At 56.9% G+C, this 24717-nt stretch carries 37 protein-coding genes; 4 read left to right on the forward strand and 33 right to left on the reverse strand.

From position 1 onward, the window contains the following. The 3 genes from KVQ74_RS06935 to KVQ74_RS06945 are packed head-to-tail and all read left to right on the forward strand — an operon-like array spanning position 1 to position 2290. Entirely contained in the window at positions 1 to 426 is a 426-nt protein-coding gene (locus KVQ74_RS06935) for a DUF350 domain-containing protein (RefSeq protein WP_217830266.1), read from the forward strand. A gap of 17 nt (positions 427 to 443) precedes the next feature. Next, entirely contained in the window at positions 444 to 1130 is a 687-nt protein-coding gene (locus tag KVQ74_RS06940) for a DUF1190 domain-containing protein (RefSeq protein ID WP_217830267.1), read from the forward strand. 2 nt (positions 1131 to 1132) lie between these two features. Then, positions 1133 to 2290 (forward strand): glutathionylspermidine synthase family protein, encoded by a 1158-nt coding sequence (locus KVQ74_RS06945; RefSeq protein WP_217830268.1) that lies wholly within the window; start codon positions 1133 to 1135, stop codon positions 2288 to 2290. A 75-nt stretch (positions 2291 to 2365) separates the two neighbouring features. On the opposite strand, the gene KVQ74_RS06950 is transcribed toward KVQ74_RS06945, so the two are convergent. Together KVQ74_RS06950 and KVQ74_RS06955 are read right to left on the reverse strand one after the other, a co-directional pair. Further along, a complete protein-coding gene (locus tag KVQ74_RS06950) occupies positions 2366 to 2884 on the reverse strand; it encodes a single-stranded DNA-binding protein (RefSeq protein ID WP_007966163.1) in 519 nt (172 codons plus the stop codon). 9 nt (positions 2885 to 2893) lie between these two features. Beyond that, complete coding sequence (locus KVQ74_RS06955) at positions 2894 to 4291, reverse strand: MFS transporter (RefSeq protein ID WP_217830269.1); 1398 nt, start codon at positions 4289 to 4291, stop codon at positions 2894 to 2896. A 191-nt stretch (positions 4292 to 4482) separates the two neighbouring features. Here KVQ74_RS06955 and uvrA point away from each other — a divergent pair, with 191 nt between their 5' ends. Beyond that, complete coding sequence (uvrA, locus tag KVQ74_RS06960; RefSeq protein ID WP_217830270.1) at positions 4483 to 7317, forward strand: excinuclease ABC subunit UvrA; 2835 nt, start codon at positions 4483 to 4485, stop codon at positions 7315 to 7317. 65 nt (positions 7318 to 7382) lie between these two features. On the opposite strand, the gene bfr is transcribed toward uvrA, so the two are convergent. From bfr to tuf, 31 genes are all read right to left on the reverse strand, one after another. After that, positions 7383 to 7850, reverse strand: a complete 468-nt coding sequence (gene bfr, locus KVQ74_RS06965) for a bacterioferritin (RefSeq protein ID WP_065259514.1) — start codon at positions 7848 to 7850, stop codon at positions 7383 to 7385. A 149-nt stretch (positions 7851 to 7999) separates the two neighbouring features. Further along, positions 8000 to 9454: a catalase gene (locus KVQ74_RS06970; RefSeq protein WP_217830271.1), complete on the reverse strand. Its 1455-nt coding sequence runs from the start codon at positions 9452 to 9454 to the stop codon at positions 8000 to 8002. A 238-nt stretch (positions 9455 to 9692) separates the two neighbouring features. Continuing rightward, positions 9693 to 10079 (reverse strand): 50S ribosomal protein L17, encoded by a 387-nt coding sequence (gene rplQ / locus KVQ74_RS06975; protein WP_110965127.1) that lies wholly within the window; start codon positions 10077 to 10079, stop codon positions 9693 to 9695. A 42-nt stretch (positions 10080 to 10121) separates the two neighbouring features. Beyond that, a complete protein-coding gene (locus KVQ74_RS06980) occupies positions 10122 to 11123 on the reverse strand; it encodes a DNA-directed RNA polymerase subunit alpha (protein WP_003186012.1) in 1002 nt (333 codons plus the stop codon). 26 nt (positions 11124 to 11149) lie between these two features. Further along, positions 11150 to 11770, reverse strand: coding sequence for a 30S ribosomal protein S4 (gene rpsD, locus KVQ74_RS06985; protein WP_217830272.1), 621 nt, complete (start codon positions 11768 to 11770; stop codon positions 11150 to 11152). An 18-nt stretch (positions 11771 to 11788) separates the two neighbouring features. Continuing rightward, positions 11789 to 12178 carry a 30S ribosomal protein S11 gene (rpsK, locus tag KVQ74_RS06990; RefSeq protein ID WP_002555466.1) on the reverse strand — a complete coding sequence of 130 codons (390 nt, stop codon included), beginning with the start codon at positions 12176 to 12178 and terminating at the stop codon, positions 11789 to 11791. Positions 12179 to 12208: 30 nt separating this feature from the next. Next, complete coding sequence (gene rpsM / locus KVQ74_RS06995; RefSeq protein ID WP_003186020.1) at positions 12209 to 12565, reverse strand: 30S ribosomal protein S13; 357 nt, start codon at positions 12563 to 12565, stop codon at positions 12209 to 12211. 130 nt (positions 12566 to 12695) lie between these two features. Continuing rightward, positions 12696 to 12812, reverse strand: a complete 117-nt coding sequence (rpmJ, locus tag KVQ74_RS07000) for a 50S ribosomal protein L36 (RefSeq protein WP_002555468.1) — start codon at positions 12810 to 12812, stop codon at positions 12696 to 12698. Between the two features lie 27 nt (positions 12813 to 12839). Then, positions 12840 to 14168, reverse strand: coding sequence for a preprotein translocase subunit SecY (gene secY, locus KVQ74_RS07005; protein ID WP_003228718.1), 1329 nt, complete (start codon positions 14166 to 14168; stop codon positions 12840 to 12842). Then, complete coding sequence (gene rplO / locus KVQ74_RS07010; RefSeq protein ID WP_003228720.1) at positions 14169 to 14606, reverse strand: 50S ribosomal protein L15; 438 nt, start codon at positions 14604 to 14606, stop codon at positions 14169 to 14171. It lies immediately after the preceding gene. Positions 14607 to 14609: 3 nt separating this feature from the next. Next, positions 14610 to 14786, reverse strand: a complete 177-nt coding sequence (gene rpmD, locus KVQ74_RS07015) for a 50S ribosomal protein L30 (protein WP_003176408.1) — start codon at positions 14784 to 14786, stop codon at positions 14610 to 14612. A 2-nt stretch (positions 14787 to 14788) separates the two neighbouring features. After that, the gene (rpsE, locus tag KVQ74_RS07020; protein WP_007955637.1) at positions 14789 to 15289 is read right to left on the reverse strand and encodes a 30S ribosomal protein S5; all 501 of its coding nucleotides are present in this window, start codon (positions 15287 to 15289) and stop codon (positions 14789 to 14791) included. A gap of 3 nt (positions 15290 to 15292) precedes the next feature. Next, positions 15293 to 15643 (reverse strand): 50S ribosomal protein L18, encoded by a 351-nt coding sequence (rplR, locus tag KVQ74_RS07025; protein ID WP_217830274.1) that lies wholly within the window; start codon positions 15641 to 15643, stop codon positions 15293 to 15295. Between the two features lie 10 nt (positions 15644 to 15653). Continuing rightward, complete coding sequence (gene rplF, locus KVQ74_RS07030; protein WP_217830275.1) at positions 15654 to 16187, reverse strand: 50S ribosomal protein L6; 534 nt, start codon at positions 16185 to 16187, stop codon at positions 15654 to 15656. 12 nt (positions 16188 to 16199) lie between these two features. Continuing rightward, a complete protein-coding gene (rpsH, locus tag KVQ74_RS07035; protein ID WP_217830277.1) occupies positions 16200 to 16592 on the reverse strand; it encodes a 30S ribosomal protein S8 in 393 nt (130 codons plus the stop codon). Positions 16593 to 16800: 208 nt separating this feature from the next. Further along, complete coding sequence (gene rpsN, locus KVQ74_RS07040; RefSeq protein ID WP_007955639.1) at positions 16801 to 17106, reverse strand: 30S ribosomal protein S14; 306 nt, start codon at positions 17104 to 17106, stop codon at positions 16801 to 16803. A 13-nt stretch (positions 17107 to 17119) separates the two neighbouring features. Further along, a complete protein-coding gene (rplE, locus tag KVQ74_RS07045) occupies positions 17120 to 17659 on the reverse strand; it encodes a 50S ribosomal protein L5 (RefSeq protein WP_003210069.1) in 540 nt (179 codons plus the stop codon). A gap of 20 nt (positions 17660 to 17679) precedes the next feature. Continuing rightward, a complete protein-coding gene (gene rplX / locus KVQ74_RS07050) occupies positions 17680 to 17994 on the reverse strand; it encodes a 50S ribosomal protein L24 (RefSeq protein WP_003186046.1) in 315 nt (104 codons plus the stop codon). An 11-nt stretch (positions 17995 to 18005) separates the two neighbouring features. Continuing rightward, entirely contained in the window at positions 18006 to 18374 is a 369-nt protein-coding gene (gene rplN, locus KVQ74_RS07055) for a 50S ribosomal protein L14 (protein ID WP_002555479.1), read from the reverse strand. Positions 18375 to 18397: 23 nt separating this feature from the next. Further along, complete coding sequence (gene rpsQ / locus KVQ74_RS07060; protein WP_217830279.1) at positions 18398 to 18664, reverse strand: 30S ribosomal protein S17; 267 nt, start codon at positions 18662 to 18664, stop codon at positions 18398 to 18400. 2 nt (positions 18665 to 18666) lie between these two features. Next, positions 18667 to 18858, reverse strand: coding sequence for a 50S ribosomal protein L29 (gene rpmC / locus KVQ74_RS07065; protein WP_002555481.1), 192 nt, complete (start codon positions 18856 to 18858; stop codon positions 18667 to 18669). Then, on the reverse strand, positions 18858 to 19271 hold the full coding sequence (gene rplP / locus KVQ74_RS07070; RefSeq protein ID WP_003228729.1) for a 50S ribosomal protein L16: 414 nt from the start codon (positions 19269 to 19271) through the stop codon (positions 18858 to 18860). Before rplP ends, rpmC begins: the two co-directional genes overlap by 1 nt. 12 nt (positions 19272 to 19283) lie before the next feature. Then, the gene (rpsC, locus tag KVQ74_RS07075) at positions 19284 to 19970 is read right to left on the reverse strand and encodes a 30S ribosomal protein S3 (RefSeq protein WP_007924192.1); all 687 of its coding nucleotides are present in this window, start codon (positions 19968 to 19970) and stop codon (positions 19284 to 19286) included. Positions 19971 to 19983: 13 nt separating this feature from the next. Continuing rightward, positions 19984 to 20316: a 50S ribosomal protein L22 gene (gene rplV, locus KVQ74_RS07080; RefSeq protein ID WP_003103908.1), complete on the reverse strand. Its 333-nt coding sequence runs from the start codon at positions 20314 to 20316 to the stop codon at positions 19984 to 19986. An 11-nt stretch (positions 20317 to 20327) separates the two neighbouring features. Then, positions 20328 to 20603: a 30S ribosomal protein S19 gene (gene rpsS, locus KVQ74_RS07085; RefSeq protein WP_002555486.1), complete on the reverse strand. Its 276-nt coding sequence runs from the start codon at positions 20601 to 20603 to the stop codon at positions 20328 to 20330. Between the two features lie 16 nt (positions 20604 to 20619). Then, a complete protein-coding gene (gene rplB, locus KVQ74_RS07090) occupies positions 20620 to 21444 on the reverse strand; it encodes a 50S ribosomal protein L2 (RefSeq protein ID WP_217830283.1) in 825 nt (274 codons plus the stop codon). Between the two features lie 14 nt (positions 21445 to 21458). After that, on the reverse strand, positions 21459 to 21758 hold the full coding sequence (gene rplW, locus KVQ74_RS07095) for a 50S ribosomal protein L23 (protein WP_002555488.1): 300 nt from the start codon (positions 21756 to 21758) through the stop codon (positions 21459 to 21461). Then, a complete protein-coding gene (gene rplD / locus KVQ74_RS07100; RefSeq protein ID WP_003228735.1) occupies positions 21755 to 22357 on the reverse strand; it encodes a 50S ribosomal protein L4 in 603 nt (200 codons plus the stop codon). Before rplD ends, rplW begins: the two co-directional genes overlap by 4 nt. A 12-nt stretch (positions 22358 to 22369) precedes the next feature. After that, positions 22370 to 23005 carry a 50S ribosomal protein L3 gene (rplC, locus tag KVQ74_RS07105; protein WP_003186059.1) on the reverse strand — a complete coding sequence of 212 codons (636 nt, stop codon included), beginning with the start codon at positions 23003 to 23005 and terminating at the stop codon, positions 22370 to 22372. Positions 23006 to 23085: 80 nt separating this feature from the next. Then, entirely contained in the window at positions 23086 to 23397 is a 312-nt protein-coding gene (rpsJ, locus tag KVQ74_RS07110) for a 30S ribosomal protein S10 (protein WP_003186070.1), read from the reverse strand. Between the two features lie 156 nt (positions 23398 to 23553). Beyond that, the coding region (gene tuf / locus KVQ74_RS07115; RefSeq protein WP_217830286.1) for an elongation factor Tu at positions 23554 to 24717 on the reverse strand (1164 nt) is incomplete at its 5' end.

Raw genomic sequence — 24717 nt, forward strand, 5'->3', positions numbered from 1 at the left:
ATGCTGGAAATGCTTGCCGTCTCCTTGAACAAGACCGCGCTGGTCGGTTTTGTCGTCTACCTGATCGGCGCCGTTGCGCTGTTCATGCTGTTTCAGTTCGTCTACACCCGCATCACCCCGCACAAGGAATTCGAGCTGATCCGCTCCGGCAACAGCGCCGCCGCCATCGCCCTGTCCGGCGCGATCATCGGTTTCGCGATTCCGGCGAGCAACGTGATCGCCTACTCGATCAACGTCCTCGATTTCGTGCTGTGGGCGGTGATCGCTGCCGTGGTGCAACTGCTGGCATTCCTCGCGACCGGGCTGGTACTCAAGGGCACCTCTCAGCGTATCGCCAACGGTGAGGTCGCTTCCGGCATCTACGTTGCGGCCGTGGCAATCAGCGTCGGCATGCTCAATGCCGCGTGCATGACACCGTCCAACTGACCGGCAGGAAGCCTGTGATGAAACGAAGCAAATACGTTCAACTGTCGCTGGCCGCTTCGGTGGCGCTGGCGATTTCCGGCGAAGCGGCAGCGCAGGAGCAGCAGCGCAGCTTCCAGAGCGTGGAACAGTGCGTGGATGCCGAGGTCGCGGCCGACGTCTGCTCCAACGCCTACGTCGCCGCCCTCGCCGAACATCGGCGCGTCGCGCCGGCCTACGACGACAAGGCTGCGTGCGACGCGGACTTTGCCGCCGACTGGTGTCAGAAAAATTCCGCCGGCCGTTTCGTGCCGAAACTCGGCGGCTTCAAGATCCCGCAGAACGGTGAGCCTGCGCAGGATCTCGACGCGATCGCCGATGCGCAAATGCCGGCGGGCGATACCAGTGCCGCGCAAACAACCCAGACCACACAGAGCACCTCGCACTCCTCCAGTGGTGCCGGCAGCGGCTGGCTGACCGGATGGCTGATTGGCAATGCGATGAGCAATAACAGCTCGAACCGCACGGTTTATCGTGACCGCGATACCCGCCAGACCTACAACACCTCGACCCAATACCGAAAAATCGAATCGGCACCGCGCAGCCAGGATTACGAGAGCAGCAAAAGCAAACCGGTCAACGTCGCCTCTTCGACGTCCCGTGGCGGCTTTGGCAGCCAGTCCAGTGCCCGCAGCGGCTGGGGTGGCTGGGGCCGCTCGAGCAGCTGACCATGAAAAAGATACCCTGTGCCGAACGCCACGACTGGAAGCAGACCGCCGAAAGCCTCGGTTTCATGTTCCACACCATCGATAACGAGCCGTATTGGGACGAGCGCGCCTACTACCAGTTCTCGCTCGCGCAGATTGAAAACGATCTTGAGGATCCGACCACCGCACTGCATGAGATGTGCATGGATCTGGTCGACCGCGTGGTGCACAGCGAGGAACTGCTGGATCGCCTGAGCATCCCCGCACCGTACTACGACATGATCCGCACATCCTGGCTGGAAGGTCATCCGCATCTGTACGGGCGCATGGACTTTTCCTACAGCGGCAATGGCCCGGCCAAGCTGCTGGAACTCAACTACGACACGCCGACCAGCCTCTACGAAGCATCGGCATTCCAGTGGGGCTGGCTGGAACAATGCATCGAACGCGGCCTGCTGCCGGCCCGCGCCGATCAGTTCAACAGCATCGACACCAAGCTGCATCAGGCCTTCGCCGAGTTGCAGTTGAAGCGGCCGTTCTACTTCGCCTCGATGAAAGGCTCGGTCGAAGACAAGGGCACCACGGATTATCTGCGACTGATTGCAGAAGCCGTCGGCATCGAATCACGCCACATCGACATCGAAGACATCGGCCTGACCGCCGAAGGGCGCTTCGTCGACCTCGAAGACCGCTGGATCCCGCACCTGTTCAAGCTGCATGCCTGGGAGTTCATCTTCCACGAACCGTTCGGCCCGGCGATCGCCCAGTGCGATACACAGTTTTTTGAACCGGCATGGAAAGCCATCCTGTCGAACAAGGGCGTTCTGCCGCTGTTGTGGGAAATGCACAAGGGCCATCCAAACCTGCTCGCTGCGCATCTCGATCCGAACCCTGATTCTTCCGTACCCAATGGCTGGGTGCGAAAGCCGTATTTCTCCCGGGAAGGCGCCAACATCGAATTGCAGACGGCCGAAGGTCTGACGGTGAAAGAGGATGGCCCCTACACCGACGCGCCCTTCATCCTGCAGGAATTGGCACCGCTGCCGAAGTTCGATGACAGCTACACCCTGATCGGTTCCTGGGTGATTGGCGATCAGGCGGCGGGGATTGGCGTGCGCGAGGACAACAGTCTGATCACCAAGGATTCGAGCCGGTTTTTGCCGCATCTGATTCTGGATTGAAAAAACCTCGCCCACAAAAAAGGCCCGTCGTGCGAACGACGGGCCTTTTTCATTCAGATCGGCGGTAGCGCCGGATCAGAACGGAATATCGTCATCGAAGCTGTCGAAATCCGGAGCCGGTTGCGGTGCGGCCTGCTGTGGAGCCGGCGCAGGACGCTGTTGCGGAGCCGACTGCTGCGGACGCGGAGCCTGCTGGCGTGGCGCCTGCTGCTGATAGTTGTTGCCGCCACCTTGTTGGTCGCCCTGTTGTGGACGGCCGCCGAGCAGTTGCATGGTGCCTTGCATGTCGACCACGATTTCAGTGGTGTAACGCTTGATACCGTCTTTTTCCCACTCGCGGGTCTGCAGTTTGCCTTCGATGTAGACCTGCGAACCCTTGCGCAGGTATTCGCCGGCGATTTCGGCAACCTTGCCGAACATCGATACACGGTGCCATTCGGTCTTCTCGACCTTCTGACCGGTCTGCTTGTCGGTCCACTGCTCGCTGGTCGCCAGACTCAGGTTGGTCACGGCGTTACCGTTAGGCAGGTAGCGTACTTCGGGGTCCTGGCCGCAAGTGCCGACCAGGATGACTTTGTTAACCCCACGGGCCATAACGTTCTCCTAGGCTTCGCACGCAGTCTGCGCCGGGTTGTTCACCAGGCGTTCAAGAGTGGTGCGATCCATTAATTCGGTGTCCAGTTTGATGTAGATGGCCGCTTCATCGGCAACAATCACAGCATCCGTTACCCCTACAAGGGCCTTGAGGCGCTCGACCAGACCCGCTTCGCGTATCGCTTCAGGCGACAACGGCAGGCGCAGGCTCGTCACGTAGGGAGGTTCGCGCATGGTAACAGCAAAGGCCAGCCAAAGTGCAGCCAGTCCCGCACATCCAAGGAACACAACCGACAGACCGCCATGCTGGAACATCCAGCCGCCGAGAATCCCGCCGAGTGCCGAACCGAGGAATTGACTGGTGGAGTACACGCCCATGGCCGTGCCCTTGCCACCCGCCGGTGAAACCTTGCTGATCAGCGACGGCAAGGAGGCTTCCAGCAGATTGAACGCGGTAAAGAAGATCACCGTGCCAATCACCAGAGCCCGCAGGCTGTCGCCGAACTGCCAGAAGAATAGCTCAGTGAGCATCAGCGTCAGCACGGCGCCGAGCAAAACTCGTTTCATTTTGCGTTTCTTCTCGCCATAGATGATGAAAGGGATCATGGCGAAGAACGAAATCAGCAGCGCGGTGAGGTACACCCACCAGTGCTGCTCCTTGGGCAGGCCGGCCTTTTCCACCAGCGCCAGAGGCAAGGCGACGAAGCTCGACATCAACATCGCATGTAACACAAAAATGCCCAGGTCCAGACGCAGCAGATCCGGATGTTTGAGCGTCGGCATCAACGCCTGACGGGCCACGCCGGATTCGCGATGGCTCAGAGGCCCGGTGGATTTGGGCACCATGAACATCACGATCACGATGCCGAACAGCGCCATGCCGCCGGTGGCGAGGAACAAGCCGGACAGACCGAACGCGCGGGTCAGCAGCGGGCCGACCACCATCGCCACGGCAAACGACAGGCCGATGGTCATGCCGATCATGGCCATCGCCTTGGTCCGGTGCTGTTCGCGGGTCAGGTCGGACAGCAGGGCCATGACCGCCGCGGAAATCGCCCCGGCACCTTGCAGGATCCGCCCGGCGATCACGCCCCAGATCGAGTCGGCCTGGGCCGCCAGCACACTGCCCAGCGCGAAGACGATCAGCCCCAGGTAAATCACCGGACGCCGGCCGATGCGGTCGGAAATGATCCCGAACGGAATCTGGAAAATCGCCTGGGTCAGGCCGTAAGCGCCAATCGCCAGCCCGATCAGGGCCGGGGTCGCTCCCGCCAGATCCATGCCGTAGGTCGCCAGCACCGGCAACACCATGAACATGCCAAGCATACGGAAAGCGAACACCAGAGCCAGACCGCTCGCCGCGCGGGTCTCGCTGCCACTCATGCGTTCGCTGTGGGGATCGTGCATGGAAAAACCTCGTGTGAACCGGCGGCGATTCTACCAGTCCCATCGGAAGACGGGGTATATCGCGACGCTTTGACGCGTACAGATGAAACTCTCTTCATGAACGGCAAAAAAACCTTCATTCGATAGTGTGCATCCATCCAGTAGTTGGTCGTATACTCCTACGTTTTCGACGCCCGCCGAGCGAGGCCACTTTGGACAAGATCCTGATACGTGGGGCCCGTACCCACAACCTGAAGAACATCGACCTGACCCTGCCACGGGACAAGCTGATCGTCATCACCGGCCTGTCCGGATCCGGCAAGTCTTCCCTGGCCTTCGACACGCTGTATGCCGAAGGTCAGCGCCGCTATGTCGAATCGCTGTCGGCCTATGCCCGGCAGTTCCTGTCGATGATGGAAAAACCCGACGTCGACACCATTGAAGGCCTGTCGCCGGCAATCTCCATCGAACAGAAGTCGACCTCGCACAACCCGCGCTCCACGGTCGGCACCATCACCGAAATCTACGACTACCTGCGCCTGCTCTATGCGCGCGTCGGCACGCCACGCTGCCCGGATCACGACATCCCGCTGGAAGCGCAGACCGTCAGCCAGATGGTCGACCTGGTGCTCGCACAACCGGAAGGCAGCAAGCTGATGCTGCTGGCTCCGGTAATCCGCGAGCGCAAGGGCGAGCATCTGTCGGTCTTCGAAGAACTGCGCGCCCAGGGCTTCGTCCGCGCCAGGGTCAATGGCCGGCTATGCGAACTCGATGAACTGCCGAAGCTGGATAAACAGAAGAAGCACTCCATCGAAGTCGTGGTCGACCGCTTCAAGGTACGCGCCGATCTGCAGCAGCGTCTGGCCGAATCCTTCGAAACCGCGCTGAAGCTGGCGGATGGCATCGCTCTGGTCGCGCCGATGGACGACGAACCGGGCGAGGAAATGATCTTTTCCGCGCGCTTCGCCTGCCCGATCTGCGGCCACGCGATCAGCGAACTCGAACCCAAGCTGTTCTCCTTCAACAACCCGGCCGGTGCCTGCCCGACCTGCGACGGCCTGGGCGTGAAGCAGTTCTTCGACATCAAACGCCTGGTCAACGGGGACCTGACCCTGGCCGAAGGCGCGATTCGCGGCTGGGACCGGCGCAACGTCTATTACTTCCAGATGCTCGGCTCCCTGGCCTCGCACTATGGCTTCAGCCTGGAGAAGCCGTTCAACGAACTGCCTGCCGATCAGCAGAAGTACATCCTGCACGGCAGTGGCTCGCAGAACGTCGACTTCAAATACCTCAATGATCGGGGTGACATCGTCAAACGCTCGCACCCGTTCGAAGGCATCGTGCCGAACCTCGAGCGGCGCTACCGCGAAACCGAGTCGGCCAGCGTGCGCGAAGAACTGGCGAAGTTCCTCAGCACCCAGTCATGCCCGGACTGCCGGGGCACGCGTCTGCGTCGCGAAGCGCGGCACGTGTGGGTCGGCGAGAAAACCCTGCCGGCGGTGACCAACCTGCCGATCGGCGATGCCTGCGACTACTTCGGCGAGTTGAAGATGACCGGCCGCCGTGGCGAAATCGCCGACAAGATTCTCAAGGAAATCCGCGAACGCCTGCAATTTCTGGTCAACGTCGGTCTCGATTACCTGTCGCTCGATCGCAGCGCGGACACCCTTTCCGGCGGCGAGGCCCAGCGGATTCGTCTGGCCAGTCAGATCGGCGCCGGCCTGGTCGGCGTCCTGTACATCCTCGACGAGCCGTCGATCGGCTTGCACCAACGCGATAACGACCGCCTGCTAGGCACCCTCAAGCACCTGCGGGATATCGGCAACACGGTGATCGTGGTCGAGCACGACGAAGACGCGATTCGTCTGGCCGACTACGTGGTGGACATCGGCCCGGGCGCCGGTGTGCATGGCGGGCAGATCGTGGCCGAGGGTACGCCGGATGAAGTCATGGCTCACCCGGACTCCCTGACCGGCAAATACCTGTCGGGACGGGTCAAGATCGAAGTGCCGGCCAAGCGTACCCCACGCAACAAGAAGCAGGTTCTGGCGCTCAAGGGCGCGCGTGGCAACAACCTGCGCAACGTCGACCTGGAAATTCCGATCGGCCTGCTGACGTGCGTCACCGGCGTGTCCGGCTCGGGCAAATCGACGCTGATCAACAACACGCTGTTCCCGCTGAGCGCCACCGCACTGAACGGCGCGACCACCCTCGAAGCCGCCGCCCACGACAGCATCAAGGGCCTGGAACATCTGGACAAGGTCGTCGACATCGACCAGAGCCCGATCGGGCGTACGCCACGCTCCAACCCGGCGACCTACACCGGGCTGTTCACGCCGATCCGCGAACTGTTCGCGGGCGTGCCGGAATCGCGCTCACGCGGTTATGGCCCGGGGCGTTTCTCGTTCAACGTCAAGGGCGGGCGCTGCGAGGCCTGCCAGGGTGACGGCCTGATCAAAGTGGAAATGCACTTCCTGCCGGACATCTACGTGCCTTGCGACGTGTGCAAGAGCAAGCGCTACAACCGCGAAACCCTTGAGATCAAATACAAGGGCAAGAGCATCCATGAAACCCTCGAAATGACCATCGAGGAAGCCCGGGAGTTCTTCGATGCGGTGCCGGCGCTGGCGCGCAAGCTGCAAACGCTGATGGATGTCGGTCTGTCGTACATCAAGCTCGGCCAGTCAGCCACGACGCTGTCCGGCGGCGAGGCGCAACGGGTCAAGCTGTCCCGCGAGCTGTCCAAACGCGATACCGGCAAGACCCTGTACATCCTCGATGAGCCGACCACCGGCCTGCACTTCGCGGATATCCAGCAACTACTCGACGTCCTGCATCGCCTGCGCGACCACGGCAACACCGTGGTGGTGATCGAGCACAACCTCGATGTGATCAAGACCGCCGACTGGCTGGTGGATCTCGGGCCTGAGGGTGGCTCCAAGGGCGGGCAGATCATTGCGACCGGGACACCGGAGGAAGTCGCCGAGATGAAGCAATCTCACACCGGTCATTACCTCAAACCGTTGTTGATCCGCGATCGGGCCTGATCGCCAGGCATGAAAAAGCCCCTGTCACGTTGTCAGTGACAGGGGCTTTTTTGTACCTGATGAAATCAGGAAGTGTGCGACTGCAGGTAGTTCTGGATACCGATCAGTTTGATCAGACCCAGCTGCTTTTCCAGCCAGTAAGTGTGATCTTCTTCGGTGTCGTGCAACTGCAGCTTGAGAATATCGCGGCTGACATAGTCGCCGTGCTTCTCGCAAAGCTCGATGCCTTTGCACAGTGCGGCGCGAACCTTGTACTCAAGGCGCAGATCCGCTTCGAGCATGGTTTCCACCGTGGTGCCGACATCCAGGTCATCCGGACGCATGCGCGGGGTGCCTTCAAGCATCAGAATCCGGCGCATCAACGCATCAGCGTGACCGGCTTCTTCTTCCATCTCGTGGTTGATTCGTTCGTAGAGCTTGGTGAATCCCCAGTCCTCATACATCCGCGAGTGAACGAAATACTGGTCACGCGCGGCAAGCTCGCCGGTCAGCAACGTGTTGAGGTAATCGATAACGTCTGGGTGGCCTTGCATCGCCCTACATCTCCCTGCCTGAAAGTCTGTAGTTTGAACCAACCTGACCATAAGGTCACTCACTTCGCGCAATAAAAGCGAAGATATTCTGAGAAAAGCAGCCTAAATAACGCAAAAACCGCCCTAATGAGGGCGGTTCTGCTTCTCGTTTAGACTTCGTTAAGCTGTACGTTGAGCAGCTTTGCGATTGCTTCTCCATACGCCGGGTCGGCCTTGTGGAAATGCTGCAACTGACGGTCGATCACATCACTCGACACACCAGCCATGGCACCAGCAATGTTGCTGACCAACAGCGCTTTCTGCTCGGCACTCATCAGGCGGAACAACGCACCTGTGTGGCTGTAGTAGTCGGTGTCCTCACGGTGATCGTAACGATCTGCTGCACCACTCAACGCCAGGGCTGGCTCTGCGTAGTGCGGTGCCTGTTTCGGCGACTCCACATAGCTGTTCGGCTCATAGTTCGGCGTCGCACCACCATTGCTGCCGAACGCCATCGAACCATCGCGCTGGTAGGTGTTCACCGGGCTGCGCGGGGCGTTGACCGGCAGTTGCTGGTGATTGGTGCCTACACGGTAGCGATGGGCATCGGCGTACGCGAACACTCGGCCCTGCAGCATGCGATCCGGCGACAGACCGACACCTGGCACCATGTTGCTCGGACCAAACGCAGCTTGCTCGACCTCGGCGAAGTAGTTCAGCGGATTACGGTTCAACTCCAGTTCGCCAACTTCGATCAGCGGGAACTCCTTCTGCGACCAGGTCTTGGTCACGTCGAACGGGTTCTCGTAGTGAGCCGCAGCCTGGGCTTCGGTCATGATCTGGATGCACACACTCCATTTCGGGAAGTCACCGCGCTCAATGGCTTCAAACAGATCGCGCTGAGCGTAGTCCGGGTCAGTGCCGGCGAGACGCGCCGCATCGGCTGGTGCAAGGTTCTTGATCCCTTGCAGGGTCTTGTAGTGCCACTTGACCCAATGACGCTCGCCCTGAGCGTTGATCAGGCTGTAAGTGTGGCTGCCAAAGCCGTGCATGTGACGGTAACCGTCAGGAATGCCGCGATCGGAGAACAGAATAGTTACCTGGTGCAGCGCCTCGGGCGAATGCGACCAGAAGTCCCACATCATCTGCGCGCTTTTCAGGTTGCTTTGCGGCAGGCGCTTTTGGGTGTGGATAAAGTCTGGAAACTTCAGCGGGTCACGAATGAAGAACACCGGCGTGTTGTTACCAACGATGTCCCAGTTGCCTTCCTCGGTGTAGAACTTCAGGGCAAAACCACGAGGATCGCGCTCGGTATCAGCCGAACCACGCTCACCGCCCACAGTGGAGAAGCGCAGGAACGTCGGAGTCTGCTTGCCGACAGCGGAAAACAGCTTGGCACTGGTGTATTGAGTGATGTCACGGCTTACGGTGAACGTACCGTAGGCACCCGAGCCCTTGGCGTGGACGCGGCGCTCAGGAATGTTTTCACGGTTGAAGTGGGCAAGTTTCTCGATCAGATGAAAATCATCGAGCAACAGCGGCCCGCGCGGGCCGGCGGAACGAGAATTCTGGTTGTCAGCGACGGGTGCACCGCTGGCTGTCGTAAGCGTCTTGTTTTGGCTCATGCGATCATCTTCCTCTGTCGGTCTTGAACTGCCGGCTAGTCGGCTTGGTTGGGAGTATTGATCATCAATGTGACACCTACAAATTCATTAATTTTCAGGTATCGATAGAAAATTACTAATGATGACTCCCAACACATGGTGACAACAGAATGGCGTCGCACGCTTGTACAAAAAGCGCTTTTCTTACAGGCACAAAAAACCGGGCACTAGGCCCGGCTTTTTGTTTCAGACTGACGTCTTACTCAGCAGATACAGCTTCGCCGCCGGTAGCACGATCAACCAACTCGACGTACGCCATAGGCGCGTTGTCGCCAGCGCGGAAACCGCACTTGAGGATGCGCAGGTAGCCACCCTCACGGGTAGCGTAACGCTTGCCCAGGTCGTTGAAGAGCTTACCAACGATAGCTTTCGAACGAGTACGGTCGAAAGCCAGACGACGGTTAGCAACGCTGTCTGTCTTGGCCAGAGTGATCAGCGGCTCGGCAACGCGGCGCAGTTCTTTGGCTTTTGGCAGAGTAGTTTTGATCAGCTCGTGCTCGAACAGCGACACCGCCATGTTCTGGAACATGGCCTTGCGGTGCGAGCTGGTGCGGCTCAGGTGACGACCACTTTTACGATGACGCATGGTTCATTCCTTACCAAACACTACGTTCGGTGATTACGACGATCAGGCAGTCGCCTTGTCGTCCTTCTTAAGACTTGCAGGCGGCCAGTTGTCGAGGCGCATGCCGAGGGACAGACCGCGGGAGGCCAGAACGTCCTTGATTTCAGTCAAGGATTTCTTGCCCAGGTTCGGAGTCTTCAACAGCTCTACTTCGGTACGCTGAATCAGGTCGCCGATGTAGTAGATGTTTTCCGCCTTAAGGCAGTTAGCCGAACGTACAGTCAGTTCCAGATCGTCAACCGGGCGAAGCAGGATCGGATCGATCTCGTCTTCCTGCTCGACAACCACTGGTTCACTGTCACCCTTGAGGTCGACGAACGCAGCCAACTGCTGTTGCAGGATGGTTGCAGCGCGACGGATAGCCTCTTCAGGATCCAGAGTACCGTTGGTTTCCAGATCAATAACCAGCTTGTCCAGGTTGGTACGCTGTTCGACACGGGCGTTTTCCACCACGTATGCGATACGGCGAACCGGGCTGAACGAAGAGTCGAGCTGCAAGCGACCAATGCTGCGGCTTTCATCTTCATCGCTCTGACGCGAGTCTGCTGGTTCATAACCACGACCACGAGCTACGGTGAGCTTCATGTTCAGGGCGCCGTTAGACGCCAGGTTAGCGATTACGTGATCGGGATTAACGATCTCGACATCATGATCCAGCTGAATATCGGCAGCGGTAACCACCCCCGAACCCTTCTTCGACAAGGTCAGCGTAACTTCGTCACGACCGTGCAGCTTGATGGCCAGACCTTTAAGGTTCAACAGGATTTCAATTACGTCTTCCTGTACACCTTCGATGGCGCTGTACTCGTGGAGCACACCGTCAATCTCGGCCTCGACTACTGCGCAGCCGGGCATTGAGGACAACAGGATGCGGCGCAGCGCGTTGCCCAGGGTGTGGCCAAAACCACGCTCGAGAGGCTCGAGAGTGATCTTGGCGCGGGTTGGACTGACAACCTGCACGTCAATGTGACGGGGTGTCAGGAACTCATTTACCGAAATCTGCATGGATGCACCTATTTTCTAGCCCTTACTTACTTGGAGTAGAGCTCGACAATCAGGCTTTCGTTGATGTCGGCGGACAGATCACTGCGAGCAGGAACGTTCTTGAAAACGCCCGACTTCTTCTCAGCATCTACCTCTACCCATTCTACGCGGCCACGTTGGGCGCACAGCTCGAGAGCTTGGACAATGCGAAGTTGGTTCTTTGCCTTCTCGCGAACAGCAACCACGTCACCAGCACGAACCTGGAAGGACGGAACGTTTACGGTCTGACCGTTAACGCTGATCGACTTGTGCGATACCAGCTGACGGGATTCGGCACGAGTCGAACCGAAGCCCATACGGTATACAACGTTGTCCAGACGGCATTCGAGCAGTTGCAGCAGGTTCTCACCGGTTGCGCCTTTCTTGCTGGCAGCAGCCTTGTAGTAACCGCTGAACTGACGCTCGAGAACGCCGTAGATACGACGGACCTTCTGCTTTTCACGCAGTTGGGTGCCGTAGTCGGACTGGCGACCGCGGCGCTGGCCGTGGATACCAGGTGCAGCTTCAATGTTGCACTTCGATTCGATCGCGCGCACGCCGCTCTTCAGGAAGAGATCGGTGCCTTCGCGACGAGCGAGTTTGCATTTTGGACCAATGTAACGAGCCATTCTTTACGATCTCCTGGATTACACGCGGCGCTTCTTCGGCGGACGGCACCCGTTGTGCGGGATTGGCGTCACGTCGGTGATGCTGGCGATCTTGTAGCCACAGCCGTTCAAAGCGCGGACTGCGGATTCACGACCTGGACCTGGGCCCTTGACGTTTACGTCGAGGTTTTTCAGGCCATATTCCAGCGCAGCTTGACCAGCACGCTCAGCAGCTACTTGAGCAGCGAACGGGGTGGACTTGCGGGAACCGCGGAAACCCGAACCACCGGAGGTAGCCCAGGAAAGAGCGTTACCTTGACGGTCGGTGATGGTCACGATGGTGTTGTTAAAAGAAGCATGGATGTGGGCGATGCCATCAACCACTGTCTTTTTAACTTTTTTACGAGGACGAGCAGCAGGTTTTGCCATGATTAAATTCCTGTCGATTCGCTGGGGCGATTACTTGCGGATCGGCTTACGCGGACCTTTACGGGTACGCGCGTTAGTCTTGGTACGCTGACCGCGTACTGGCAGACCACGACGATGACGCAGACCGCGATAGCAACCGAGGTCCATCAAGCGCTTGATTTTCATGTTGATTTCGCGACGCAGGTCACCTTCAGTGGTGAACTTCGCCACTTCGCCACGCAGCTGTTCAATTTGCTCGTCGCTCAGATCTTTGATCTTTGCAGCTGGGTTTACCCCAGTCACTGCACAGATTTTCTGTGCGGTAGTGCGACCAACACCATAGATGTAGGTCAGCGAGATAACAGTATGCTTGTTATCTGGAATGTTAACGCCTGCAATACGGGCCATTCAGTGGGACTCCAATTGACAGCTACCTACGCCCCGGAAGCCAAGAAATAGGGCGCGAGATAATATCGCTGTAATAACAAATAATCAACCCGGCAGCACACTAGCTGCCGGGCTTGAAGCACAATCACACTCAGCCTTGGCGCTGTTTGTGACGCGGTTCCGCGCTGCAAATTACTCGAACAACACCTTCGCGGCGAATAATCTTGCAGTTACGGCACAGCTTTTTCACCGATGCACGAACTTTCATCACCAACTCCTCGAACCTTATGGGTACTCAGCGCAACATGCCGCTGCCGTAACCCTTCAGGTTGGCTTTCTTCATCAGGGATTCGTACTGGTGCGAAACGAGGTGCGATTGTACTTGGGACATAAAGTCCATCACAACCACGACCACGATCAGCAACGAGGTCCCGCCAAGGTAGAACGGAACGTTTGCTGCAACCACCAGGAACTGGGGCAACAGGCACACGGCCGTCATGTAAAGAGCACCGAACATGGTCAAGCGAGTCAGGACGCCATCAATGTAGCGCGCAGACTGCTCACCTGGACGGATGCCCGGAATAAAGGCACCGGACTTCTTCAGGTTTTCCGCTACGTCTTTCGGATTGAACATCAACGCCGTATAGAAGAAGCAGAAGAAAATAATCCCTGCACTAAACAGCAGAATATTCAACGGCTGACCAGGAGCGATCGACTGCGAGATGTCCTGCAACCAGCCCATACCTTCAGACTGACCGAACCAGGCACCCAACGAAGCCGGGAACAGCAAAATGCTGCTCGCGAAAATAGCCGGAATAACACCGGCCATGTTCACCTTCAGCGGCAAGTGGCTAGTCTGCGCAGCAAAAACCTTGCGGCCTTGCTGACGCTTGGCGTAGTGAACAGCGATACGACGCTGACCACGCTCAATGAACACCACGAAACCGATAATCGCTACTGCCAGCAAACCGATGGCAACCAGGGCGAAGATGTTGATATCACCCTGACGCGCAGACTCGAAAGACTGCCCGATTGCTCTCGGAAGACCGGCGACGATACCCGAAAAAATCAACATCGAGATACCGTTGCCTACACCACGCTCAGTAATCTGCTCACCCAGCCACATCATGAACATCGCGCCAGCCACAAACGTGGATACCGCGACGAAATGGAAGCCAAAGTCACCAGTGAACGCAACGCCCTGCCCCGCCAGACCAATGGACATGCCAATGGCCTGAACGAGAGCGAGGACGACGGTGCCGTAGCGGGTGTACTGGCTGATCTTGCGACGGCCAGCTTCACCTTCCTTCTTCAACTGCTCCAGCTGTGGGCTGACGGCGGTCATCAGCTGCATGATGATCGATGCCGAAATGTACGGCATGATCCCCAGTGCAAAGATGCTCATCCGCTCCAGCGCACCGCCGGAAAACATGTTGAACAAGCTAAGAATGGTCCCCTCATTCTGTCGAAACAGGTCCGCGAGTCGGTCAGGGTTGATACCTGGAACCGGGATGTGTGCGCCTATTCGGTAGACGATAATCGCCAGGAACAGAAAACGCAGACGAGCCCAGAGTTCAGACATACCGCCTTTGCCGAGCGCAGAGAGAGCACCTTGCTTAGCCATTTATTCCTCGAACTTGCCGCCAGCTGCTTCGATAGCCGCACGCGCACCTTTGGTGGCGCCGATTCCCTTGCCGATAGTGACAGCGCGAGTCACTTCACCGGACAGCATGATTTTCACACGCTGTACGTTGACGTTGATCACGTTGGCATCTTTCAGGGACTGCACGGTGACGATGTCGCCTTCCACTTTGGCCAGCTCGGACAGACGCACTTCTGCGCGGTCCATGGCTTTCAGGGAAACGAAACCGAATTTCGGCAGGCGACGATGCAGCGGCTGTTGACCGCCTTCAAAGCCTGGAGCAATGGTGCCACCGGAGCGGGAGGTCTGACCTTTGTGACCACGGCCACCAGTCTTACCCAAACCACTACCGATACCACGGCCCGGACGATGCTTTTCGCGACGGGAACCCGGCGCTGGACTCAGATCATTGAGTTTCATCGATTAACCCTCGACACGCAGCATGTAGTAAGCCTTGTTGATCATCCCGCGATTCTCGGGAGTATCCTGGACTTCTACAGTGTGACCGATGCGACGCAGACCCAGACCCTTAACGCACAGTTTGTGGTTAGGGATGCGGCCGGTCATGCTTTTGATCAGCGTAACTTTAACGGTAGCCATGATTACTTGATCTCCTCAACGCGCAAGCCACGCTTGGCAGCAATGGATTCAGGAGATTGCATGGCTTTCAGACCCTTGAAAGTGGCGTGAACCACGTTTACAGGGTTGGTCGAACCGTAGCACTTGGCCAAGACGTTCTGAACGCCAGCAACTTCGAGAACAGCACGCATAGCGCCGCCAGCGATGATACCGGTACCTTCAGAAGCAGGCTGCATGTACACCTTCGAAGCGCCATGGGCGGACTTCATTGCGTACTGCAGAGTGGTGCCGTTCAGATCAACCTGGATCATGTTGCGGCGAGCAGCTTCCATTGCCTTCTGGATCGCAGCAGGCACTTCACGCGACTTGCCACGGCCGAAGCCAACACGACCTTTACCATCACCAACCACGGTCAACGCGGTGAAAGTGAAGATACGGCCGCCTTTAACGGTTTTTGCTACGCGGTTAACTTGAACCAGCTTCTCGATGTAGCCTTCGTCGCGCTTTTGGTCGTTATTTGACATAACTTAGAACTCCAGTCCGCCTTCACGAGCAGCATCAGCCAGCGCTTTCACGCGGCCGTGGTACTTGAAGCCGGAACGGTCAAAGGCAACTTGAGATACACCGGCGGCTTTCGCACGCTCAGCTACCAGCTTGCCAACCTTAGTGGCCGCGTCGATGTTGCCAGTGGCACCATCACGCAGTTCTTTATCCAAAGTCGAGGCGCTTGCCAGGACTTTGTTGCCGTCGGCCGAAATGACCTGGGCGTAGATGTGCTGCGAAGAGCGGAACACGCAGAGACGCACGACTTCGAGTTCGTGCATTTTCAGGCGTGCTTTGCGAGCGCGACGCAGTCGAGTAACTTTTTTGTCGGTCATTTGCTATGCCCTACTTCTTCTTGGCTTCTTTACGACGGACGACTTCGTCCGCGTAGCGCACACCTTTGCCTTTGTACGGCTCTGGTGGACGGAAGTCGCGGATCTCGGCGGCCACTTGACCTACCAGCTGCTTGTCGATGCCCTTGATCAGGATATCGGTCTGGCTAGGAGTTTCAGCGGTGATGCCTGCCGGCAGTTCGTAATCCACTGGGTGCGAGAAGCCAAGAGCCAGGTTCAGCACCTGACCTTTTGCTTGCGCTTTGTAACCAACACCGATCAGCTGGAGCTTGCGCTCGAAGCCTTGGCTTACGCCCTGGACCATGTTGTTTACCAACGCACGAGTGGTACCAGCCATCGCACGAGTCTGTTGATCGCCATTGCGAGCAGCAAAACGCAGCTCACCGGCTTCTTCAACGATCTCAACGGACGAATGGACGTTCAGTTCAAGAGTACCCTTGGCACCCTTCACCGAAAGCTGTTGGCCTGCGAATTTGACTTCGACACCGGCTGGCAGCTTAACGGGGTTCTTAGCGACGCGAGACATGCTTATCCCCCCTTAGAACACAGTGCAAAGAACTTCGCCGCCGACACCGGCAGCGCGCGCAGCACGATCAGTCATCACACCTTTGTTGGTGGAGACGATAGACACGCCGAGACCGCCACGTACTTTTGGCAGATCTTCAACGGACTTGTACTGACGCAGGCCTGGACGGCTAACGCGCTTCACTTCCTCGATGACCGGACGGCCTTCGAAGTACTTCAGCTCGATGGACAGCAGTGGCTTGGATTCGCTGCTGATCTGAAAACCCGCGATGTAACCTTCGTCCTTCAGGACTTTTGCTACAGCCACCTTCAACGTGGAAGAAGGCATGCTTACGACGGACTTTTCAGCCATCTGGGCATTACGGATTCGAGTTAGCATGTCCGCTAACGGGTCCTGCATACTCATGGGCTAGACGCTCCTAAAACAGAAAAATTAGCCTTGCGGCTACTACTTGTCGCCGAGAAATTCCGGGTACAAAAAACACGGGCTCAGGCGAGCCGGTCATTCTAGACATACCCCAGAAATGAATCAAGCCCCAAAAGGGGCTTGATTCAAGCTCAAGGCACCGACGGTCAGATTCTTGCGAGCCAGACCGTCGAGACTTTGACAGCGATTACCAGCTGGCTTTAACCAGACCTGGAACGTCACCACGCATTGCCGCTTCACGCAGTTTGTTACGGCCCAGGCCGAACTTGCGGTAAACGCCGTGCGGACGACCGGTCAGACGGCAACGGTTACGCATGCGCGAAGCGCTTGCGTCACGTGGTTGCTTCTGCAGAGCTACGGTAGCTTCCCAACGTGCTTCTGGACTTGCGTTCAGATCGACGATGATAGCTTTCAGCGCTGCACGCTTGACGGCGTACTTGGCAACAGTGAGCTGACGCTTCAGCTCACGGTTTTTCATGCTCTTCTTGGCCATTTTCCTACTCCAATCAGTTGCGGAACGGGAATTTGAAAGCACGCAGCAGAGCGCGGCCTTCGTCATCGTTCTTGGCAGTGGTGGTCAGGGTAATGTCCAGACCGCGGAGAGCATCGATCTTGTCGTAGTCGATTTCCGGGAAGATGATCTGCTCTTTCACGCCCATGCTGTAGTTGCCACGACCATCGAAGGACTTGGCATTCAGGCCGCGGAAGTCGCGAACCCGAGGCAGGGAGATCGACAGCAGACGATCCAGGAACTCGTACATACGCTCACGGCGCAGGGTCACTTTGACGCCGATCGGCCAACCTTCGCGGACTTTAAAGCCTGCGATGGATTTGCGAGCGTAGGTCACAACGACTTTCTGGCCGGTGATCTTTTCCAGGTCAGCAACAGCGTGCTCGATGACTTTTTTGTCGCCGATCGCTTCGCCCAGACCCATGTTCAGAGTGATTTTGGTAACGCGCGGAACTTCCATCACGTTCGAAAGCTTAAGTTCTTCCTTAAGTTTCGGTGCGATTTCCTTCCGGTAAATCTCTTTTAGTCGTGCCATGGTCTTCTACCTAGCAGTGTTCAAGCATCAACCGCTTTTTGGGTCGACTTGAAGACACGAATTTTTTTACCGTCTTCTACTTTGAAACCAACGCGGTCAGCCTTGTTGGTTTCGCCGTTGAAGATGGCGACGTTGGAAGCGTGCAGTGGCGCTTCTTTCTCGACGATACCGCCCTGTACGCCCGACATCGGGTTAGGCTTGGTATGACGCTTGACCAGGTTCAGACCACCAACAACCAGACGGTTGTCAGCCAGAACCTTCAGCACCTTACCGCGCTTACCTTTGTCTTTGCCGGCGATCACGATGATCTCGTCGTCACGACGAATCTTTTGCATGTCGGATCTCCTTACAGCACTTCTGGGGCGAGCGAGACGATCTTCATGAACTTCTCAGTACGAAGTTCACGGGTCACTGGCCCAAAGATACGGGTGCCGATCGGCTCTTGCTTGTTGTTCAGCAGAACAGCAGCGTTGCCATCAAAGCGGATAATGGAGCCATCAGCACGACGTACGCCGTGACGAGTGCGGACTACAACAGCAGTCATCACTTGGCCTTTTTTCACTTTACCGCGAGGAATTGCTTCCTTAACGGTAACTTTGATGATGTCACCGATACCAGCGTAACGACGATGGGAGCCACCCAGCACCTTGATGCACATAACGCGGCGAGCGCCGCTGTTATCGGCCACATCGAGCATGGATTGAGTCTGAATCATATAATTTCTCCGACCCTTAGCCCTTAGACTTCCACAGCGCGTTCGACAACTTCAACCAGCGCCCAAGACTTGGTCTTGGCCATCGGACGAGTTTCACGAATAGTGACTTTGTCGCCGATGTGGCACTGATTGGTTTCGTCGTGCGCGTGCAGCTTAGTCGAACGCTTAACGTATTTACCGTAGATCGGGTGCTTAACGCGACGCTCGATCAAAACGGTGATGGTTTTGTCCATCTTGTCGCTGACAACACGGCCAGTCAGCGTACGGACAGTTTTTTCGGCTTCAGCCATGATCACTTACCTGCCTGCTGGTTGAGCACAGTTTTCACGCGAGCGATGTCACGCTTAACTTGCGAGAGCAGATGAGACTGCCCCAACTGGCCAGTTGCTTTCTGCATGCGCAGATTGAACTGGTCGCGCAGCAGGCCGAGCAGTTGCTCGTTCAGCTGCTGTGCGGATTTTTCACGAAGTTCATTCGCTTTCATCACATCACCGTCCGTTTAACAAAGGAGGTGGCGAGCGGCAGCTTTGCAGCAGCCAGGGCGAAAGCCTCACGCGCCAGCTCTTCAGAAACACCCTCGATTTCATACAGGACTTTGCCTGGCTGAATCTGGGCAACCCAGTATTCGACGTTACCCTTACCTTTACCCATCCGAACTTCGAGAGGCTTTTTGGAAATAGGCTTGTCCGGGAATACACGGATCCAGATCTTGCCGCCACGTTTTACGTGACGGGTCAGAGCACGACGTGCCGACTCGATCTGACGAGCGGTGAGACGACCACGAGCAACAGACTTCAGCGCGAACTCGCCGAAGCTGACTTTGCTACCGCGCAGTGCCAGACCACGGTTGTGGCCGGTCATCTGCTTGCGGAACTTCGTACGCTTTGGTTGCAACATTTTGCGTACCCCTTACTTAGCAGCTTTTTTACGAGGCGCTGGTGCTTGTGGCTTCAGTTCTTCTTGGCGACCACCGATTACTTCGCCTTTGAAGATCCAAACCTTTACACCGATCACACCGTAAGTGGTGTGAGCTTCGTAGGTGGCATAGTCGATATCGGCACGCAGGGTGTGCAGTGGCACACGACCTTCGCGATACCATTCAGTACGTGCGATTTCAGCACCGCCGAGACGACCGCTCACTTGGATCTTGATGCCCTTGGCACCAATGCGCATGGCGTTCTGTACGGCGCGCTTCATGGCGCGACGGAACATCACACGACGCTCCAGCTGCTGAGCTACGCTCTGGGCAACCAGCATACCGTCGAGTTCCGGCTTGCGGATCTCTTCGATATTGATGTGCACAGGCACACCCATTTGCTTGGTCAGGTCCTGACGCAGTTTCTCAACATCTTCACCTTTCTTCCCGATAACGATACCTGGACGAGCGGTGTGGATGGTGATGCGTGCAGTTTGAGCCGGACGATGGATATCGATACGGCTTACGGACGCGCTTTTTAGTTTGTCTTGGAGGTACTCACGCACATTCAGATCTGCGAGCAAATAGTCCGCATAAGTCCGACCGTCTGCGTACCAGACGGAGGTGTGCTCCTTGACGATTCCCAGGCGAATGCCAATGGGATGTACTTTCTGACCCATCTCTTCGACTCCGTTACTTGTCAGCAACCTTGACAGTGATATGGCAAGACCGCTTGACGATGCGATCAGCACGGCCTTTCGCACGTGGCATGATGCGCTTCAGCGAACGCCCTTCGTTGACGAATACGGTGCTGACCTTCAGGTCATCAACGTCTGCGCCTTCGTTATGCTCGGCGTTGGCTACGGCCGACTCCAGCACTTTTTTCATGATCTCGGCGGCTTTCTTACTGCTGAAAGCCAACAGGTTGAGCGCTTCGCCCACCTTCTTCCCGCGGATCTGGTCGGCGACCAAGCGGGCTTTCTGGGCGGAGATTCGAGCGCCCGACAACTTAGCGGCTACTTCCATTTCCTTACCCCTTAACGCTTGGCTTTCTTGTCTGCCACGTGCCCGCGATAAGTGCGGGTACCGGCGAACTCGCCCAGTTTGTGGCCGACCATGTCTTCGTTAACGAGAACTGGGACGTGCTGACGACCGTTGTGTACTGCGATGGTCAGACCGACCATTTGTGGCAGGATCATGGAACGACGCGACCAGGTCTTAACTGGTTTGCGATCATTCTTCTCCGCCGCCACTTCGATCTTCTTCAGTAGGTGAAGATCAATAAAAGGACCTTTTTTCAGAGAACGTGGCACTGTCGTATCCCTCTATTTACTTGCGACGACGGACGATCATTTTGTCGGTACGCTTATTACCACGAGTCTTCGCGCCCTTAGTCGGGAAGCCCCATGGCGATACCGGATGACGACCACCAGAGGTACGACCTTCACCACCACCATGTGGGTGGTCAACCGGGTTCATGGCAACACCACGAACGGTTGGGCGAACGCCACGCCAGCGTTTGGCACCAGCTTTACCCAGCGAACGCAGGCTGTGCTCGGAGTTCGAGACTTCGCCCAGGGTCGCACGGCATTCAGCCAGGACTTTACGCATTTCACCGGAACGCAGACGCAGGGTAACGTACACACCTTCACGAGCGATCAGCTGAGCCGAAGCACCAGCGGAACGAGCGATCTGTGCACCTTTACCTGGCTTCAATTCGATGCCGTGTACAGTGGAACCAACCGGAATGTTGCGCAGTTGCAGAGCGTTGCCTGGCTTGATTGGAGCCAGAGCACCCGCGATCAGCTGGTCGCCAGCACTCACGCCTTTAGGGGCGATGATGTAGCGGCGTTCGCCGTCTGCGTAGCACAGCAGTGCGATGTGAGCAGTACGGTTTGGATCGTATTCGATACGCTCGACAGTGGCAGCGATGCCATCTTTGTCGTTGCGACGGAAGTCGACCATACGGTAATGCTGCTTATGACCACCACCGATGTGACGAGTGGTAATACGGCCATTGTTGTTACGACCACCAGACTTCGATTTTTTCTCGAGCAGCGGTGCGTGAGGAGCGCCTTTATGCAGCTCCTGGTTGACCACCTTGACCACAAAACGGCGGCCAGGGGAAGTCGGTTTGCATTTAACGATTGCCATGATGCACCCCTTCCTTACTCAGCACTGCTGCTGAAATCGAGATCTTGGCCTGGCTGAAGGGAGATAACTGCCTTCTTCCAGTCATTACGCTTGCCCAGACCGCGAGCGGTGCGCTTGCTCTTACCCAGAACGTTCAGGGTAGTAACACGCTCAACTTTCACGCTGAACAGGCTTTCGACGGCCTTCTTGATTTCCAGCTTGGTTGCGTCGGTAGCAACCTTGAAAACGAACTGGCCTTTCTTGTCTGCCAGAACCGTAGCCTTCTCGGAAACGTGCGGGCCAAGCAGAACTTTAAATACGCGTTCCTGGTTCATCCCAGCAGCTCCTCGAATTTCTTCACGGCCGACACGGTGATCAACACCTTGTCGTATGCGATCAGACTAACTGGATCGGAACCTTGCACATCACGTACATCTACGTGCGGCAGGTTGCGAGCAGCCAGGTACAGGTTCTGATCAACAGCGTCGGACACGATCAGAACGTCGGTCAGGCTCATGTTGTTCAGTTTGCCCAGCAGATCTTTGGTTTTCGGAGTTTCGACTGCGAAATCCTGAACCACGACCAGACGATCAGTACGCACCAGCTCAGCAAGGATGGAACGCATTGCTGCGCGATACATCTTCTTGTTCAGCTTCTGGGAGTGATCCTGTGGACGAGCTGCGAAAGTGGTACCGCCGCCACGCCAGATTGGGCTACGGATAGTACCGGCACGAGCACGGCCAGTACCTTTCTGACGCCATGGGCGCTTGCCGCCACCACGAACGTCGGAACGGGTCTTCTGCTGCTTGCTACCTTGACGGCCGCCGGCCATGTAGGCCACGACTGCTTGGTGAACCAGCGTCTCGTTGAACTCGCCGCCAAATGTCAGTTCGGAAACTTCGATCGCTTGAGCGTCATTTACATTTAATTGCATGTCAGCTTCCCCTTAACCGCGAGCCTTGGCTGCTGGACGTACAACCAGGTTGCCGCCAGTAGCGCCAGGAACAGCGCCCTTGACCAACAACAGATTGCGTTCAGCGTCCACGCGCACTACTTCCAGGGACTGCACGGTCACGCGCTCAGCGCCCATATGACCGGACATTTTTTTGCCCTTGAATACACGACCAGGAGTCTGGCACTGGCCGATAGAGCCTGGGACGCGGTGGGATACGGAGTTACCGTGGGTGTTATCTTGCCCGCGGAAATTCCAACGCTTGATCGTACCCTGGAAGCCTTTACCTTTGGACTGACCGGTTACATCAACCAGTTGACCAGCAGCGAAGATTTCAGCGTTGATCAGATCGCCGGCCTGGTACTCGCCTTCTTCAAGGCGGAATTCCATTACGGTACGACCAGCGGCAACGTTCGCCTTGGCGAAGTGGCCAGCCTGAGCAGCTGTTACACGCGAAGCACGACGCTCGCCGACAGTGACTTGCACTGCACGATAGCCATCGGTCTCTTCAGTTTTGAACTGGGTGACGCGATTCGGCTCGATCTCAATGACCGTGACCGGAATGGAGACACCTTCTTCGGTGAAAATACGGGTCATACCGCATTTACGACCGACTACACCAATAGTCATGTTGTAAACCTCATGAGTGTACGGGGCTTTCACCCGCTATGGCCGCCCATTTCAGAGCGTTACACGACCAAGACCGAGTCTTAGCCGAGGCTGATCTGCACTTCCACACCGGCCGCAAGATCAAGCTTCATAAGTGCATCAACGGTTTTATCCGTTGGCTGGACGATGTCCAGAACGCGCTTATGAGTGCGGATTTCGTACTGGTCACGCGCGTCTTTGTTGACGTGCGGGGAAACCAGAACGGTGAACCGCTCTTTACGGGTAGGCAGTGGAATTGGACCACGCACTTGAGCACCAGTACGTTTCGCGGTTTCCACGATTTCCTGGGTTGATTGGTCGATCAGGCGATGGTCAAAAGCCTTCAACCTGATACGGATTTGCTGATTTTGCATTGGATTTCAGACTCCGGCTGCTATTCCCACCGGGCGCAATACGCCCGTTAAAAGGAGGCGCAATTCTATAGACGCCCCATATAGGTGTCAACCCAATAAAAAAGCCCCCGCTGAGCGGGGGCTTTTTCAACTCATCAAGCAGACTCTAAAAGAGTCTTACTCGATAACTTTGGCCACGACGCCAGCGCCGACGGTACGACCGCCTTCACGGATAGCGAAACGCAGACCATCTTCCATCGCGATGGTTTTGATCAGAGTGACAGTCATCTGAATGTTGTCACCTGGCATTACCATTTCAACGCCTTCTGGCAGCTCGCAGTTACCAGTCACGTCAGTAGTACGGAAGTAGAACTGTGGACGGTAGCCTTTGAAGAACGGAGTGTGACGGCCGCCTTCTTCCTTGCTCAGAACGTAAACTTCTGCGGTGAACTTGGTGTGCGGCTTAACCGAACCTGGCTTGACCAGAACCTGACCACGCTCAACGTCGTCACGCTTGGTGCCACGCAGCAGAACGCCGCAGTTCTCGCCAGCACGACCTTCGTCGAGCAGCTTACGGAACATTTCAACGCCGGTGCAGGTAGTTTTCTGAGTATCGCGCAGACCAACGATCTCAACTTCTTCCTGGATGCGGACGATGCCACGCTCAACACGACCGGTCACAACAGTACCGCGACCCGAGATCGAGAATACGTCTTCGATTGGCATCAGGAACGGCTTGTCGATAGCGCGCTCTGGCTCTGGGATGTAGCTGTCCAGAGTTTCTACCAGCTTCTTGACGGCAGTGGTGCCCATCTCGTTGTCGTCTTTGCCTTCCAGCGCCATACGAGCCGAACCGATGATGATTGGAGTGTCATCGCCCGGGAAGTCGTAGGTGGACAGCAGGTCGCGAACTTCCATCTCGACCAGTTCCAGCAGCTCAGCGTCGTCTACCAGGTCAGCCTTGTTCAGGAAAACCACGATGTACGGAACGCCTACCTGACGGGACAGCAGGATGTGCTCACGGGTTTGCGGCATCGGACCATCAGCGGCCGAGCAAACCAGGATCGCGCCGTCCATCTGGGCAGCACCGGTGATCATGTTTTTTACGTAGTCGGCGTGACCCGGGCAGTCAACGTGCGCGTAGTGACGAATGTTCGAATCGTACTCTACGTGTGCAGTGTTGATGGTGATACCACGAGCCTTCTCTTCCGGGGCGCTGTCGATCTTGTCGAAGTCAACAACTGCGGAACCGAAAACTTCGGAGCAAACGCGAGTCAGAGCAGCGGTCAGAGTGGTTTTACCGTGGTCAACGTGACCAATGGTGCCAACGTTGACGTGCGG

Origin of the sequence: Pseudomonas botevensis, from assembly GCF_019145475.1 — a bacterium.
GTDB classification, from domain to species: domain Bacteria; phylum Pseudomonadota; class Gammaproteobacteria; order Pseudomonadales; family Pseudomonadaceae; genus Aquipseudomonas; species Aquipseudomonas botevensis.